This window comes from Streptomyces sp. NPDC059080, from assembly GCF_042739975.1.
Lineage (GTDB): Bacteria > Actinomycetota > Actinomycetes > Streptomycetales > Streptomycetaceae > Streptomyces > Streptomyces benahoarensis.
In genome coordinates, this window is record NZ_JBHYGX010000028.1 from 30,158 (window position 1) to 45,016 (window position 14,859).

The window sequence follows — 14,859 nt, forward strand, 5'->3', positions numbered from 1 at the left end:
TGGTGGTTTTTTTTTTTATAATATACATTCTGTGGCTGGGCGGGCGTTCGCCCCGCTGGGCCTGGGGGCCGGGGCCCCCGCGCCCGGGGGGGGGGGGGGGGCCCCCCCGCCGCTCGTGTGCCGGGAAGACGTCAGCCCTCGACGCCCCGCTTCTCCGGGCTGTGTCCGATCATTCGCTCACGGCAAGCCGTTCGAGAATCAACTCCCGGACGCGGGCCGCGTCGGCCTGGCCGCGGGTGGCCTTCATGACCGCGCCGACCAGCGCGCCCGCCGCGGCAACCTTGCCGCCGCGGATCTTGTCGGCGATGGCGGCGTTGCCCGCGATCGCCTCGTCGACGGCGGCGCCCAGCGCGCCCTCGTCGGAGACGACCTTCAGGCCGCGCTTCTCGACGACGGTGTCCGGGTCGCCCTCACCGGCGAGCACACCCTCAATGGTCTGCCGGGCCAGCTTGTCGTTGAGGGAACCCTCGTCGACCAGCGCGGCGACCCGGGCGACCTGCACCGGAGTGATCGCCAGCGCGGCCAGCTCCACGCCGTCCTCGTTGGCGCGGCGGGCCAGCTCGCCCATCCACCACTTACGGGCGGCTGCCGCACCGGCACCCGCCTCGATGGTGGCGACGATCAGATCGACCGCACCGGCGTTGAGGATCGACTGCATGTCGTGGGCGGAGACGCCCCACTCCTCGCGCAGCCGGTTGCGGCGGATCCGCGGCAGCTCGGGCAGGGCCGCCCGCAGCTCCTCAACCCACGCGCGCGCGGGGGCGACCGGCACCAGGTCCGGCTCGGGGAAGTAGCGGTAGTCCTCGGCGTTGTCCTTGATGCGGCCGGCCGTCGTCGAGCCGTCCTCCTCGTGGAAGTGCCGGGTCTCCTGGAGGATGGTGCCGCCGGAGGAGAGGACCGCGGCGTGCCGCTGGATCTCGAAGCGCGCCGCCCGCTCCACGGAGCGCAGCGAGTTGACGTTCTTCGTCTCCGAGCGGGTGCCGAACGTCTCGGTGCCGTTCGGGCGCAGCGAGAGGTTGACGTCGCAGCGCATCTGGCCCATCTCCATGCGCGCCTCGGAGACGCCCAGGGCCTTGATCAGCTCACGCAGCTCGGCGACGTACGCCTTGGCGACCTCGGGGGCCCGCTCTCCGGCGCCCTCGATCGGCTTGGTGACGATCTCGATGAGGGGGATACCGGCGCGGTTGTAGTCGAGCAGGGAGTGGGACGCGCCGTGGATACGGCCGGTGGCGCCGCCGACGTGCGTCGACTTGCCGGTGTCCTCCTCCATGTGAGCGCGCTCGATCTGGACGCGGAAGACCTCGCCGTCCTCCAGCTGTACGTCGAGGTAGCCGTCGTAGGCGATCGGCTCGTCGTACTGGGAGGTCTGGAAGTTCTTCGGCATGTCCGGATAGAAGTAGTTCTTCCGGGCGAAGCGGCACCACTCGGCGATGGAGCAGTTCAGCGCCAGGCCGATCTTGATCGCCGACTCGACACCGATCGCGTTGACGACCGGGAGGGAGCCGGGCAGGCCCAGGCAGATGGGGCAGGTCTGCGCGTTGGCGTCGGCACCCAGCGTGGTGGCGCACCCGCAGAACATCTTGGTCTTGGTGCCGAGCTCGACATGGACCTCCAGGCCCATGACGGGGTCGTAGGACGCGAGGGCGTCCTCGTACGGCACCAGGTCAGTGACTGTCACGGTGAAACTTTCCCTCTCAGCCCAGCAGGACGTCGTCGTCGCCCAGGCGCTTCAGTTCGCGGTAGAGGATCGCCAGGCCGGTGACGATCGCCGCGGCGGAGACGCCGGCGTCGATCAGCCGCAGCGTGTCGTGCTCGTTGCGGGCCTCCCTGGCCTGCTTGAACACGCCGAAGGCGCCGAACGCGGTGGTGCCGATCGACAGGTACACGCCGGACTTCGACTTCTTGAAGTTCTTGGCCTTCTTGCCGATGTTGCTCACAGTGACGGTGCCTCCTCGAGCAGCGGGTGGCCCCACTTTTCCACGAAGGCGGCCTCGACGGCGGCTCCGACCTTGTACAGCCGGTCGTCCTTCATGGCGGGGGCGATGATCTGCAGTCCGACGGGCAGGCCGTCCTCGGGCGCCAGGCCACAGGGCAGCGACATGGCGGCGTTGCCGGCGAGGTTCGTCGGGATGGTGCACAGGTCGGCGAGGTACATCGCCATCGGGTCGTCGGCCCGCTCACCGATCGGGAAGGCGGTGGTGGGCGTCGTCGGCGAGACGATGACGTCGACCTTCTCGAAGGACGTCGCGAAGTCCTGGGTGATCAGCGTGCGGACCTTCTGCGCCGAGCCGTAGTAGGCGTCGTAGTAGCCGGAGCTGAGCGCGTAGGTGCCGAGGATGACGCGGCGCTTGACCTCGTCGCCGAAACCGGCCTCACGGGTGAGGGCGGTGACCTCCTCGGCGGACTTCGTGCCGTCGTCGCCGACGCGCAGGCCGTAGCGCATGGCGTCGAACCGGGCGAGGTTCGAGGAGCACTCGGACGGCGCGATCAGGTAGTACGCGGAGAGCGCCAGGTCGAAGGAGGGGCAGTCCAGCTCGACGATCTCGGCGCCGAGGCTCTTCAGCAGCTCGACGGACTCCTCGAACCGCTGCACCACACCGGCCTGGTAGCCCTCGCCGCGGAACTGCTTGACGACGCCGACGCGCATGCCCTGCACGCTGCCGTTGCGGGCCGCCTCGACGACCGGCGGGACCGGCGCGTCGATGGAGGTGGAATCCAGCTCGTCGTGGCCGGCGATCGCCTCGTGCAGCAGCGCCGCGTCCAGGACCGTACGGGCGCAGGGGCCGCCCTGGTCGAGGGAGGAGGAGAAGGCGACCATGCCGTAGCGGGAGACCGCGCCGTAGGTGGGCTTGACGCCGACCGTGCCGGTGACGGCGGCGGGCTGGCGGATGGAGCCGCCGGTGTCCGTGCCGATGGCGAGCGGCGCTTGGAAGGAGGCGAGGGCGGCGGAGGAGCCGCCGCCGGAGCCGCCGGGGATCTTGGTGAGGTCCCAGGGGTTGCCGGTCGGGCCGTAGGCGCTGTTCTCGGTGGAGGACCCCATGGCGAACTCGTCCATGTTGGTCTTGCCGAGGATGACGACGTCGGCGTCCTTGAGGCGCTGGGTCAGCGTCGCGTCGTACGGCGGGATCCAGCCTTCGAGGATCTTGGAGCCGACGGTGGTGGGCATCGTCCGCGTGGTGAAGATGTCCTTCAGCGCGAGCGGGACACCGGCCAGCGGGCCGAGCTTCTCGCCGCGGGCGCGCTTCTCGTCGACGGCGCGGGCCTGGGCCAGCGCGCCCTCGCGGTCGACGTGGAGGTAGGCGTGCACCTTCTCGTCGACGGCCTCGATACGGGCCAGATGGGCCTCGGTCACCTCGACGGCGGTGACCTCGCCGGAGGCGATCTTCGCCGCGGTCTCGGCGGCGGTGAGCTTGATCAGGTCTGCCATGGCCGTTGCTTCTTCGTTCGCTTCTCCGCCCGCGCGGCGCAGAGGTGCGGCTTTCGTGGTCGAGTGCGGCCCGGTGGCCGTGCGTGCGTCGCTCACGGTCACTCCTCCCCCAGGATCTGCGGCACCTTGAAACGCTGCTGCTCCTGGGCGGGGGCACCGGAGAGCGCCTGCTCGGGAGTGAGCGACGGACGGACCTCGTCCGCCCGCATGACGTTGGTCAGGGGCAGCGGGTGGGAGGTCGGCGGTACGTCTTGATCGGCGACCTCGGAGACGCGGGCGACCGCGCCGATGATGTCGTCGAGCTGTCCGGCGAAGTGGTCGAGCTCTTCGTCCTTCAGCTCCAGACGTGCCAGCCGGGCGAGGTGGGCGACCTCCTCGCGCGTGATGCCAGGCATGCAGCGTTCCTCTGCTGGTTCTCGGAGTTCTACGTGAACGTGGAAGTGTCGGAGATCTACGTGAATCTGTACGGCCCAATCCTATGGCCCCGGCGTACGGAGCCGCGCCGGCGTTCCTGCGGGGCGGACGGGCGGCACCGGCGGGGCGGCCCGGGTGCCCTCGGCGGGCGGGTGCTCCGGTGCGGTACGGGCTCGGCGCGGGCTCGGCCCGATACGGGCCCGGTGCCGCAGTGGCCCGGTGCCGCAGTGGCCCGGGGTCAGCGGTTCCCGGCGGGCGGGGCGTCGGGGTCACCGGGCGGGGTGGCTTCGGCGGGTGCGGCGGGCGGGGGTGGTTCACCGGGTGCGGCAGGTTCGCCGGACGCATCCGGCGAAGGCCGGTCGGTGTGGTCGGTGTGGTCGGAGCGGGGAGGTGGGACGGCCGGTGGCCGGGTCCTCAGTTCAGGACCTGTCCCGAAGGGCGGTCTGCCGTCTTCTCCGCCGCCAGGGCGGCCTTCTCCGATTCACGGTGCCAACCGCTCTTGCCACGGGCGCGCAGCCAGGCGGTGGTCTCGTCCGGTGGCATCGCCGCCGCCACCAGCCAGCCCTGCACGGCGTCGCACCCGAGGTCGCGCAGGCGCTCCCAGGTCTCGTCGTCCTCCACGCCCTCGGCGACGACCAGCAGCCCGAGGGAGTGGGCGAGGTCGAGGGTGCAGCGGACGATCTCGGCGTCCTCGTTGTCGACCGCGAGCCGGGCCACGAAGGAACGGTCGATCTTCAGCTCGCTGACCGGCAGCCGCCGCAGATGGACCAGGGAGGAGTAGCCGGTGCCGAAGTCGTCGAGGGACATCTTGACACCGTGCCCGGTCAGCCCGGCGAGGGTGTCGGCCGCCCGCTGCGGGTCCTCCAGCAGCACATGCTCGGTGATCTCCAACTGGAGGGCTCCGGGAGGTACGCGGTGCCGGGCGAGGCGGGCGGCGACCGCGCCCGCGAAGCCCGGGGAGTGCACATCGCGCGGCGAGACGTTGACCGCGACCGGCACCTCCAGGCCCATCGCCCGCCACCGCGCCACCTGGGCGAGCGCGGTCTCCAGTACGTACTCCGTCAGCCGGGGCATCAGGCCGGAGGTCTCGGCGATGGCGATGAACTCGTCGGGAGGCACCCGCCCGCGGTCCGGGTGCACCCACCGCACCAGCGCCTCCAGGCCGGCGACATGGCCGTCGAAGCCGACCTTCGGCTGGTAGTGCAGCTCGACGTCCCCGGCGTCGAGGGCGCGGCGCAGATCGCCGAGGAGGCCGAGGCGGTCAGGGGTGTTGCCGTCGCGCTGGGCCTCGTAGACCTCGACGCCGCTGCGGTCCCGCTTGGCCTGGTACATCGCGACGTCGGCGCGGCGCAGCAATCCCTCGGCGTCCAGGGCGTGGTCCGGGAAGACGGCGACCCCCGCGCTCGCTTCGAGTACGAGGGTCAGACCGTCGAGGTCGAGGGGGGAGCCCAGCGCGGCGACGAGGTTGCGGGCCACCCGCTGGGCGCTGGTGAGCGAATCGGCCGTGGGGAGCAGTACGGCGAACTCGTCCCCGCCCAGACGGGCCGCCTCGGCGCCGCGCGGGAGGGCGTCGCGCAGCCGGTCGGCGATCTGTAGCAGCAGGCGGTCACCGGCGAGATGCCCGAGGGTGTCGTTCACCGAACGGAAGCGGTCGAGATCGATCAGGACCAGGGCGCACCGGGCCTCGATCCGCTCGGCCTCGTCCAGCGCGGACCAGGTGCGCTCCAACAGCCACTGGCGGTTGGGGAGTCCGGTGAGCGGATCGCGCAGCTGCTCCTCGGCGCGGGCGCGGGCGATCCAGAGGGTGGAGTCGAGGGCGATGAGCGGGACGGCGTAGAGCGGCAGCAGCAGCGGGGCGTGGTCGGCGGTGACGGCGATCAGCGGGGCGATGCCGAACAGGGCGACGCCGACGAGCATCTGACGGGTCAGCGCGGTCCGGGTGACGGTGGGCAGGCCGCCGCCGCGCGGCAGCAGGGTGCACCACAACAGGCCGCGGGTGACGAGGAGATAGCAGGCGGCGGCCGCGACGACCTGTGGGAGGACGGAGAGGTCCCAGGCTTCGGGCCGCCAGGGGTGGCGGACCGCCGCCGTGCTGCCGAGGGCCGTGCTGCCGAGGGCGGCGGCCCCCACGCCCAGCAGGTCGACCGCGCCGTGCAGAACGGCCTGCCGCCAGCGGTGGCGGCGGGCCGCACCGACGAGGACGACGACGGCGAGGCTGACCAGGACGGCGGGCATCCAGCCGTAGAGGAGGACGACGGCGAGGGCGAGGGCGGCGCCGGAGCCGGTGCCGCCCCACCAGCGGTCGCGGCCGAGGGCGACGAGGTGGCCGACGATGATGCCGGTGAGGACGGCGAGCGACCAGCCGACGGTGCCGGAGGGGAAGAGCTCCCGCCGCTCGCCCAGCGTCCAGATCACCCCGGTCAGGAGGGTGAGGCTCGCGAGGACCGTGAAGGCGGCGGGCAGCGCGGGCACGACAAGCCGGCGGAGCCGCGACGCCGGAGCGGCGCTGTCGGTCGGTTTCATTCCGATCCCTCTCACAGCCGGCTGTGCCCGCGCCACGGCAGGCGCACCCCTCAACAGTAGGACGCGAAGGGCCCCTACGGGCAGCGATCGGCAGCGGTTGCCCGAATGCGACCCGGCCATCCCGATCACTCTGGTATGCGCCGAAGGGGCTGGCCTGTCACTCCTCCTCGGGCGGCGTGACTGCCACCTCACGTGCCGCGTCGGGCCCTTGTTCCAGCAGCACCGCGAAGCCGTCGTCGTCCAGAACGGGCACCTTCAGCTGCATCGCCTTGTCGTACTTGGAACCGGGGTTGTCACCCACGACGACGAATCCGGTCTTCTTGGAAACGGAACCAGTCACCTTCGCCCCGAGACTCTGCAGGGCCTCTTTCGCGCCATCTCTGGTGTGGGACGCCAGGGTGCCGGTGACGACGACGGTGACGCCTTCCAGCGGGCGCGGGCCCTCGTCGGCCTGCTGCTCCTCCTCCATACGGACACCGGCCGCGCGCCAGCTCTCGATGATCTGGCGGTGCCAGTCCACCTCGAACCAGCGCTTGAGGGAGGCGGCGATGGTGGGCCCGACGCCCTCCACGGCGGCCAGCTCCGCCTCGTCGGCCTCGCGGATGCGGTCGATGGAGCGGAATTCGCGGGCCAGCGCCTCGGCGGCCACCGGGCCGACATGACGGATCGACAGGCCGGTGATGATCCGGGCCAGCGGACGCTCCTTGGCGGCCTGGATGTTCTCCAGCATGGCCAGGGCGTTCTTCTTCGGCTCGCCTTTCTGGTTGGCGAAGAACGTCACGATCTTCTCTTCGCCGGTCTTCGGATCCCGCTTGGGCAGACCGGAATCCGGGTCCAGGACAAAGGACTTGATGGGCAGCAGCTGCTCGATGGAGAGGCCGAAAAGGTCGCCCTCGTCCTTCAGCGGCGGCTCGGCGGGCTCCAGCGGCTGACTGAGCGCGGTGGCGGCGACATAGCCGAAGTTCTCGATGTCCAGGCATTTGCGCCCGGCGAGGTAGAAGAGCCGCTCGCGGATCTGCGCAGGGCAGGAGCGGGCGTTGGGACACCGCAGGTCGATGTCGCCCTCCTTGGCCGGCTGCAGCGGCGTACCGCACTCGGGGCAGTTGGCGGGCATCACGAACTCCCGCTCGCCGCCGTCGCGCAGATCGACCACCGGTCCGAGGATCTCCGGGATGACGTCGCCCGCCTTGCGGATGACGACGGTGTCGCCGATGAGGACGCCCTTGGCCTTGACGACGTCCTGGTTGTGGAGCGTGGCGAACTCGACCTCGGACCCGGCGACGGTGACCGGCTCGACGACGGCGTACGGCGTGACGCGGCCGGTACGCCCGACGCCGACTCGGATGTCGACGAGCTTGGTGTTGACCTCCTCCGGCGGGTACTTCCAGGCGATGGCCCAGCGCGGGGCGCGGGAGGTGGAGCCCAGCCGTCCCTGGAGCGGGATCTCGTCGAGCTTGACGACCACGCCGTCGATCTCGTGCGCGACAGCGGTGCGGCGGACCTCGGGGTCGGCGTGGCGGGCGATGAACTCGCGGACGGCGGCGAGGGAGTCGACGACGCGGTTGTGCGCGGCGGTGGGCAGGCCCCATTCGCGCAGCAGGTCGTAGGCGTGCGACTGGCAGTCGATGGCGAAGCCCTGCCGGGCGCCGACGCCGTGGACAACCATGTGCAGCGGCCGGGTGGCGGTGACCTTGGGGTCCTTCTGGCGGAGCGAACCGGCGGCGGCGTTGCGCGGGTTGGCGAACGGGGGCTTGCCGTCGGCGACGAGGCGTTCGTTGAGCTCCAGGAACTTCTCCATGGGGAAGTACACCTCCCCGCGGACCTCGACCAGCTCCGGGATCCGCTCGCCGGTGAGGCGGTGCGGAATCTCGGTGATGGTGCGGACGTTGGGCGTGATGTCCTCGCCGGTGCGGCCGTCGCCGCGGGTGGCGGCGCGGGTGAGGCGGCCGTGCTCGTAGGTGAGGTTGACGGCGAGGCCGTCCACCTTCAGCTCGCACAGGAAGTGGTATCCGGCGCTCTTCGGGTCGCCGCCCAGCTCCCCGGCGATCCGCTCGGCCCAGGCGGCCAACTCCTCGTCGTCGAAGGCGTTGTCGAGGGAGAGCATCCGCTCGCGGTGCTCGACCTCGGTGAACTCCGTGGCGTACGCACCGGCGACCTTCTGGGTCGGGGAATCCGGGGTGCGCAGCCCGGGGTGTGCCTCCTCCATCGCCTCCAGGGAGCGCAGCAGCCGGTCGAACTCCGCGTCGCTGATGACCGGAGCGTCCTTCACGTAGTACCGGAAGCGGTGCTCCTCGATCTGCTCAGCGAGCTGCGCGTGCTCCTCCCGCGCCGCCGCGGGCACCTCCGATGCCACTGCGTGCTGTTCGCCAGCCACCGTCTTGTCCTCCCGTGGTCCGTGAGTGGTCGTCACTCAGGGTTGTCTGCGAGCGAGGTCGCGGCCCGGACGCAGTGGGCGAGCACGGAGCGGGCGTATGCGGGCGAAGCGCCCGCGAGCCCGCACGACGGGGTGACGACCACGGACTCGGCGAGAGTCCCCGGCGTCAGCCCCAGCCTGCGCCACAGCGTCCTGACACCCATGACGCTACCGGCAGGGTCTGACAATCGGCCGTCCACGCCGGGCACCACCCCGGCGAAGAGAGCGATGCCGCCCTCCACCGTCTCGCCGATCGCCTCCTCCTCACGCTCGGTGAGCAGGGAGAAATCGAACGAGATGCCCGCGGCACCGGCCCGGCGCAGCAGCGCGAACGGGACGGCGGGCGCGCACGAATGGACGACGACGGGGACGCCGTCCGCCGCGTCGACGACGGCCCGCAGCGCGGCCTCGACGTCGGCACGGTCGACGGCCGGGTGGGTGCGGTAACCGCTGGCGGACTTCACCCGGCCCTGAAGGACGGCGGTGAGCGACGGCTCGTCGAGCTGGAGCACGGGCCGCGCGCCGGGCACCCGGCGCCGGAGGTCCGCCAGATGGCCGCGTACCCCTTCGGCCAGGGAGGCGGTCAGGTCGCGGCAGGCACCGCGGTCGCTGACGGCGGCCTCGCCGCCGCGCAGCTCCAGGGCGGCGGCGAGGGTCCACGGCCCGACGGCGGAGACCTTCAGCGGACCCTCGTACCCCTGGGTGAACTCCTCCAGGGCGTCGAGGTCCTCGCCGAGCCAGGCGCGGGCGCGGCGGGTGTCGCGCCCGGGGCGGTCGCTGATCCGCCAGCCGCTGGGCTCCACATGGGCGTACAGCTCGACGAGGAGGCCGCAGGTCCGGCCGATCATGTCGGCTCCGGGGCCGCGGGCGGGCAGCTCCGGGAGGTGCGGGAAGTTTTCCAACGAGCCGGTGACGGTCCTGACCGCCTCACGCGCGTCGCCGCCGGGCATCGAGCCCACGGCGGTCGCCGTCCCCGCGCCCCAGGGGCGCGCGCCGCCCCGCCCGTCCGTACCACTGCGCTCACTCGTGCTGTTCTCGCTCACCCCGGAAGCGTATGACGCGGCGCGTCACCCGGTGGCGGGCGGCCCGCCCGGGGCGCACGGGGCGCACGGGGCCGCCCGGAGGCTCGTGCGTTCCCCGGGGCGCGGTGCTCAGCGCCCCGGGCGGACCGAGAGGTCGTTGATCTCGGCGTCCCGCGGCAGGTCGACGGCGGTGAGGATGGCCGTCGCGACCGACTCGGGGTCGATCCAGCGCGACGGGTCGTACTCCTTGCCCTCCTGCTGGTGCGTGCTGGCCTGCATCGGCGTGGCCGTCCGGCCGGGGTAGACGGAGGTGACCCGCACGCCGTTGCCGTGCTCCTCGCCGCGCAGCGCGTCGGCCAGCGCCTTCAGGCCGTGCTTGCTGGCCGCGTACGCGCCCCACTCGGGGTTGGCGCGCAGCCCGGCGCCGGAGTTGACGAAGACGACGTGCCCCTTGGCGACGCGGACCAGCGGCAGCAGCAGCCGGGTCAGTTCGGCGGGCGAGACGAGGTTGGCGGCGAGCTGCCGCTGCCACGCCTTGGCGCCGAGGTCACCGATCGCGCCCAGCTCGATGACGCCGGCGATGTGCATCAGCGAGTCGAGCCGTTCGGGCAGCGGCTGCTTGCCCAGCGCCCAGTCCAGCTTCTCCGGGGTGGCGAGGTCGCCCACCAGCGTCCGGGCGCCCGGGTACCGCGCGGCCAGCTCCTTGGCCCGCCCGACGTCCCGGGCCAGCAGCCACAGGTCCTCCCCGCGCTCCGCCAGCCGCCGTGCGACCGCCGCTCCGATGCCCGACCCTGCGCCCGTGATCAAGTGCGTACCCATACCCCGATCCTAACGAGCCGCCGCGGGCACTCCGCCCATACCCCTGCAGGGGCCGCATAGCGCCGGACAGCCGGTGACCTGGGCGTATGGCGCGAGCGGGCCCGGTCAGGCGGTGCTGCCCGCCTGCTCCTCCAGGTACGCCAGGGCGCCCACGCCGTCCTCGGCGAAGAAGACCAGTTCGGTCAGGGGCAGCGGCAGGAAGCCCTCGGCCTCCATGCGCTGGAACTGTGCCTTGAGGCCGTCGTAGAAGCCCGCGGTGTTCAGCAGGACGACCGGCTTGGTGTGCATCCCGTGCTTGCGCAGCTCCAGGATTTCGGTGGCCTCGTCGAGCGTGCCGGTGCCGCCGACCATGATCACGATGGCGTCGGCCCGCTCCAGCAGCTGCGCCTTCCGTTCGGCGAGATCCCGGGTGACAACCATCTCGTCCGCGCCGGAGCGCGCCTTGTGCGCCAGGAACTCCACGGAGACGCCGATCAGCCGTCCGCCGGTCTCCTGCACACCGTCCGCCATGACCTGCATCAGGCCGGTGTCGGAACCGCCCCACACCAGGGAGTGGCCGCCCTTGCCGATCAGCTCGGCGAACTGCCGGGCGGGGGTGACGTAACGGTCGTCGAGGTCGGCGGCGGAGCAGAAGACGCAGATGTTCATACGCGCCAGCTTACGAGCCGGGGTGCGGCGCCCCTCGGGCGGCCGCGCCGGGGTGGCGCGGAGGTGCCGTGCCGGGCGGGCGGGCGACCGGCACCGTCGGCCCCGCACGTCGTTGGGCGGGGCCGCCGGGCGCGTCAGATCAGGCCCTGATCGAGCATCGCGTCCGCGACCCGCTCGAAGCCCGCGATGTTCGCGCCCGCGACATAGTCGCCCGGCAGACCGAAGCGCTCGGCCGTCTCGTAGCAGGTGTCGTGGATGTGCCGCATGATCGCGGCGAGTTCACCCTCGGCCCGCTCGAAGCTCCACGCCTCGCGCGCGGAGTTCTGCCGCATCTCCAGCGCGCTGGTGGCGACGCCGCCCGCGTTGGCGGCCTTGCCCGGCCCGAACGCGACACCGGCGTCCTTCAGCAGCGTCACCGCATCCGGGGTCGTCGGCATGTTCGCGCCCTCCGAGACGGCCTTGACGCCGTTGCGGATCAACGTCCGGGCGGCGTCCGCGTCCAGCTCGTTCTGGGTGGCCGACGGCAGCGCGACGTCACAGGGGACGTCCCACACCCGGCCGCCCGGAACGTACCGGGCCGAACTGCCGCGCCGCTCCGCGTACTCGGAGATGCGGCCGCGCTCGATCTCCTTGATCTCCTGGAGCAGCGGCAGGTCGATGCCCTTCTCGTCGACGACATAGCCGCCGGAGTCCGAGCAGGTCATGACGTGTGCGCCCAGCGCCTGGGCCTTCTCGATGGTGTAGATGGCGACATTGCCGGAGCCGGAGACGGTGACCTGACGGCCGTCCAGCTCCTCGCCGCGACGCTTCAGCATCTCCTCGGTGAAGAGGACGTTGCCGTACCCGGTGGCCTCCGTACGGGCCTTGGAGCCGCCCCAGCCGAGGCCCTTGCCGGTGAGTACCCCGGCCTCCCAGCGGTTGGTGATCCGCCGGTACTGGCCGAAGAGGTAGCCGATCTCGCGGCCGCCGACACCGATGTCACCGGCCGGTACATCGGTGTGCTCGCCCAGATGCCGGTACAGCTCCGTCATGAACGACTGGCAGAACCGCATGACCTCGGCGTCGGACCTGCCGTGCGGATCGAAGTCGCTGCCCCCCTTGCCGCCGCCGATATGGAGGCCGGTGAGGGAATTCTTGAAGATCTGCTCGAAACCGAGGAACTTCACGATCCCGAGATTGACCGAGGAATGAAACCGCAGTCCGCCCTTGTACGGACCGAGTGCGCTGTTGAATTCCACCCGGAAGCCCCGGTTGACGCGGGTCGCCCCGGAATCGTCCTGCCACGGCACCCGGAAGATGATCTGCCGCTCGGGCTCGCAGATCCGCTCCACGATCCTGGCCTCGGCGAACTCCGGCCGCGCCGCGAGCACCGGGGCCAGCGTCTCCAGCACCTCCAGCGCCGCCTGGTGGAATTCCGGCTCCCCGGGATTCCGCCGGACCAGCTCCGCGTGCAGGGCCTCGTGCCACCCCGGATGCACTCCGGAGCGGCCCTCGGACTGAACAATCGACATACTTTCGGACCCCTTCCTGACCGACGAAAAGCCGCCCGCGCCCCGATTCCTGACGAAATCGAAAGGGGCGGCGGCTTACTGAACGTCCTGTCGCAGCACCGAGACTATTTGCCGCAGGGCCCCGCATCGAGAGCACTGTGGGGAAAACCTCATCCGCACCGCGGAATCCGGCCGCGTCCGGCGGAGGGGAAAGCCCCGGCACGGAACCTTCCCCTCCGGGACCGGGCGCGGAACTCCTACGCCTCTGCCGCCGTCCGGCGCCGGGTCGTGGCGATGGTGGCGGAGCCGACGACGCGGGTGTCGTCGTAGAGGACGACGGCCTGGCCGGGGGCGACGCCGCGGACCGGTTCGGCGAAGGTGACGTGCAGCTCCTCGCCGTCGATCAGCTCGGCGCGCACCTCCGTCTCGCCGCCGTGGGCGCGCAGCTGGGCGGTGTACGTGGCCGGGCCGTCGGCCGGCGGGCGGCCGCACCAGCGGGGACGTATCGCGGTGAGGGCGGTGACGTCGAGGGAGGCGGCGGGGCCGACGGTGACGGTGTTGTCGACCGGGGAGATGTCGAGGACGTAGCGCGGCTTGCCGTCGGGGGCGGGGGTGCCGATGCGCAGGCCCTTGCGCTGGCCGATGGTGAAGCCGTAGGCGCCGTCGTGGCTCCCGAGGCGGTTGCCGGACTCGTCGACGACGGCGCCCTCGGCGGTGCCCAGGCGCTTGGCGAGGAAACCCTGGGTGTCGCCGTCGGCGATGAAACAGATGTCGTGGCTGTCCGGCTTCTTGGCGACGAACAGGCCGCGCCGGGCGGCCTCCTCGCGGATCTCCGCCTTGGTGGTGCGGGTGTCGCCCAGCGGGAACATCGCGTGCGCCAGCTGCCGGTCGTCGAGCACCCCGAGGACGTACGACTGGTCCTTGGCCATGTCGGAGGCGCGGTGCAGCTCGCGGCTGCCGTCCTCGCGCAGCACGACGGTGGCGTAGTGGCCGGTGCAGACGGCGTCGAAGCCGAGGGCGAGGGCCTTGTCGAGCAGCGCGGCGAACTTGATCTTCTCGTTGCAGCGCAGGCAGGGGTTGGGGGTGCGGCCGGCCTCGTACTCGGCGACGAAGTCCTCGACGACGTCCTCGCGGAAGCGCTCGGCGAGATCCCAGACGTAGAACGGGATGCCGATGACGTCGGCGGCGCGGCGGGCGTCGTGGGAGTCCTCGATGGTGCAGCAGCCGCGGGCGCCGGTCCGGAACGATTTCGGGTTCTCGGACAGCGCGAGGTGCACGCCGGTCACGTCGTGTCCGGCCTCGGCGGCGCGGGCGGCGGCGACGGCGGAGTCGACACCGCCGGACATGGCGGCGAGTACGCGCAGGCGGCGGGGTGCGTCAGTCATAACTTCTCCAGAGTAGACGGAACCACCGACAGGCCCGTACGCGTTGTCCAGCTCATGGGGAAGACGGAACGGCCGGGGTCCGGCATCAGCAGGCGGGGGGCGCTGTGGATCGGCGGCGCCGCGGTGGTGGCCGTCGGCTCCGGCATCGTCGCGTCCCGTGACGGGCTGCTGCCGGGCGCCCCGAAGCCGCGGACGCCCGGCGCCGTCGACCAGCCGGGCGCGGAGTGGGTGGCGGCGTCCCCGGCGAACTGGCGGCGGGCCGACCGCCCGGACGACTACCCCATAGACCGCGTGGTGATCCATGTCGTCCAGGGCAGTTACACGACGGCGCTGAAGGTCTTCCAGGACCCGCTGCACAGCGCCGCCTCGCACTACGTGGTGCGCAAGGACGGCCATATCGCACAGGTCGTCCGGGAGCTGGACGTGGCGTTCCACGCGGGCAACCGCGCGTACAACGAGCGGAGCGTCGGCATCGAGCACGAGGGTTTCGTGGACCGCCCGGAGGGCTTCACGACGGCGATGTACGCCGCCTCGGCGCGGCTGACGGCCGCGATATGCCGCCGCTACGGGTTCCCCGCCGACCGGGGACACATAGTGGGGCACTCCGAGGTGCCGGGCGCCGACCACACCGACCCGGGGCCGCACTGGGACTGGGACGGCTATCTGCGGCTGGTCCGCGCGGAGCTGCGGAAGACCCCGCCCAAGGGCGCCGCGTAAC

General features: G+C 71.8%; 12 protein-coding genes. 1 reads left to right on the top strand and 11 read right to left on the bottom strand.

Annotated elements, in window-relative coordinates; genetic code table 11:
- Positions 1-169: 169 nt before the first annotated feature.
- The 11 genes from gatB to mnmA form a co-directional block, all read right to left on the bottom strand.
- Positions 170-1,678, bottom strand: coding sequence for an Asp-tRNA(Asn)/Glu-tRNA(Gln) amidotransferase subunit GatB (gene gatB, locus ACFWWQ_RS21090; protein ID WP_384598310.1), 1,509 nt, complete (start codon positions 1,676-1,678; stop codon positions 170-172).
- 16 nt (positions 1,679-1,694) lie between these two features.
- On the bottom strand, positions 1,695-1,937 hold the full coding sequence (locus tag ACFWWQ_RS21095; RefSeq protein WP_384598312.1) for a hypothetical protein: 243 nt from the start codon (positions 1,935-1,937) through the stop codon (positions 1,695-1,697).
- Complete coding sequence (gene gatA / locus ACFWWQ_RS21100; protein ID WP_384598314.1) at positions 1,934-3,427, bottom strand: Asp-tRNA(Asn)/Glu-tRNA(Gln) amidotransferase subunit GatA; 1,494 nt, start codon at positions 3,425-3,427, stop codon at positions 1,934-1,936. The genes ACFWWQ_RS21095 and gatA overlap by 4 nt, the downstream gene beginning before the upstream one ends.
- A 98-nt stretch (positions 3,428-3,525) precedes the next feature.
- Entirely contained in the window at positions 3,526-3,822 is a 297-nt protein-coding gene (gatC, locus tag ACFWWQ_RS21105) for an Asp-tRNA(Asn)/Glu-tRNA(Gln) amidotransferase subunit GatC (protein ID WP_030258164.1), read from the bottom strand.
- Positions 3,823-4,255: 433 nt separating this feature from the next.
- Positions 4,256-6,364: a putative bifunctional diguanylate cyclase/phosphodiesterase gene (locus ACFWWQ_RS21110; protein ID WP_384598316.1), complete on the bottom strand. Its 2,109-nt coding sequence runs from the start codon at positions 6,362-6,364 to the stop codon at positions 4,256-4,258.
- Between the two features lie 157 nt (positions 6,365-6,521).
- Positions 6,522-8,738, bottom strand: a complete 2,217-nt coding sequence (gene ligA, locus ACFWWQ_RS21115; protein ID WP_384598318.1) for an NAD-dependent DNA ligase LigA — start codon at positions 8,736-8,738, stop codon at positions 6,522-6,524.
- Between the two features lie 32 nt (positions 8,739-8,770).
- A complete protein-coding gene (locus tag ACFWWQ_RS21120) occupies positions 8,771-9,820 on the bottom strand; it encodes a methionine synthase (RefSeq protein ID WP_384598320.1) in 1,050 nt (349 codons plus the stop codon).
- 108 nt (positions 9,821-9,928) lie between these two features.
- A complete protein-coding gene (locus ACFWWQ_RS21125; protein WP_384598322.1) occupies positions 9,929-10,618 on the bottom strand; it encodes an SDR family oxidoreductase in 690 nt (229 codons plus the stop codon).
- Positions 10,619-10,723: 105 nt separating this feature from the next.
- A complete protein-coding gene (locus ACFWWQ_RS21130) occupies positions 10,724-11,266 on the bottom strand; it encodes a TIGR00730 family Rossman fold protein (RefSeq protein WP_384598324.1) in 543 nt (180 codons plus the stop codon).
- Between the two features lie 134 nt (positions 11,267-11,400).
- Positions 11,401-12,777 carry an NADP-specific glutamate dehydrogenase gene (gene gdhA, locus ACFWWQ_RS21135; protein WP_384598326.1) on the bottom strand — a complete coding sequence of 459 codons (1,377 nt, stop codon included), beginning with the start codon at positions 12,775-12,777 and terminating at the stop codon, positions 11,401-11,403.
- Positions 12,778-13,013: 236 nt separating this feature from the next.
- Positions 13,014-14,141, bottom strand: coding sequence for a tRNA 2-thiouridine(34) synthase MnmA (gene mnmA, locus ACFWWQ_RS21140; RefSeq protein WP_384598328.1), 1,128 nt, complete (start codon positions 14,139-14,141; stop codon positions 13,014-13,016).
- Positions 14,142-14,195: 54 nt separating this feature from the next.
- Between mnmA and ACFWWQ_RS21145 the strand changes: the two genes are divergently transcribed.
- Complete coding sequence (locus tag ACFWWQ_RS21145; protein WP_384598331.1) at positions 14,196-14,858, top strand: N-acetylmuramoyl-L-alanine amidase; 663 nt, start codon at positions 14,196-14,198, stop codon at positions 14,856-14,858.
- Position 14,859: the final 1 nt, after the last annotated feature.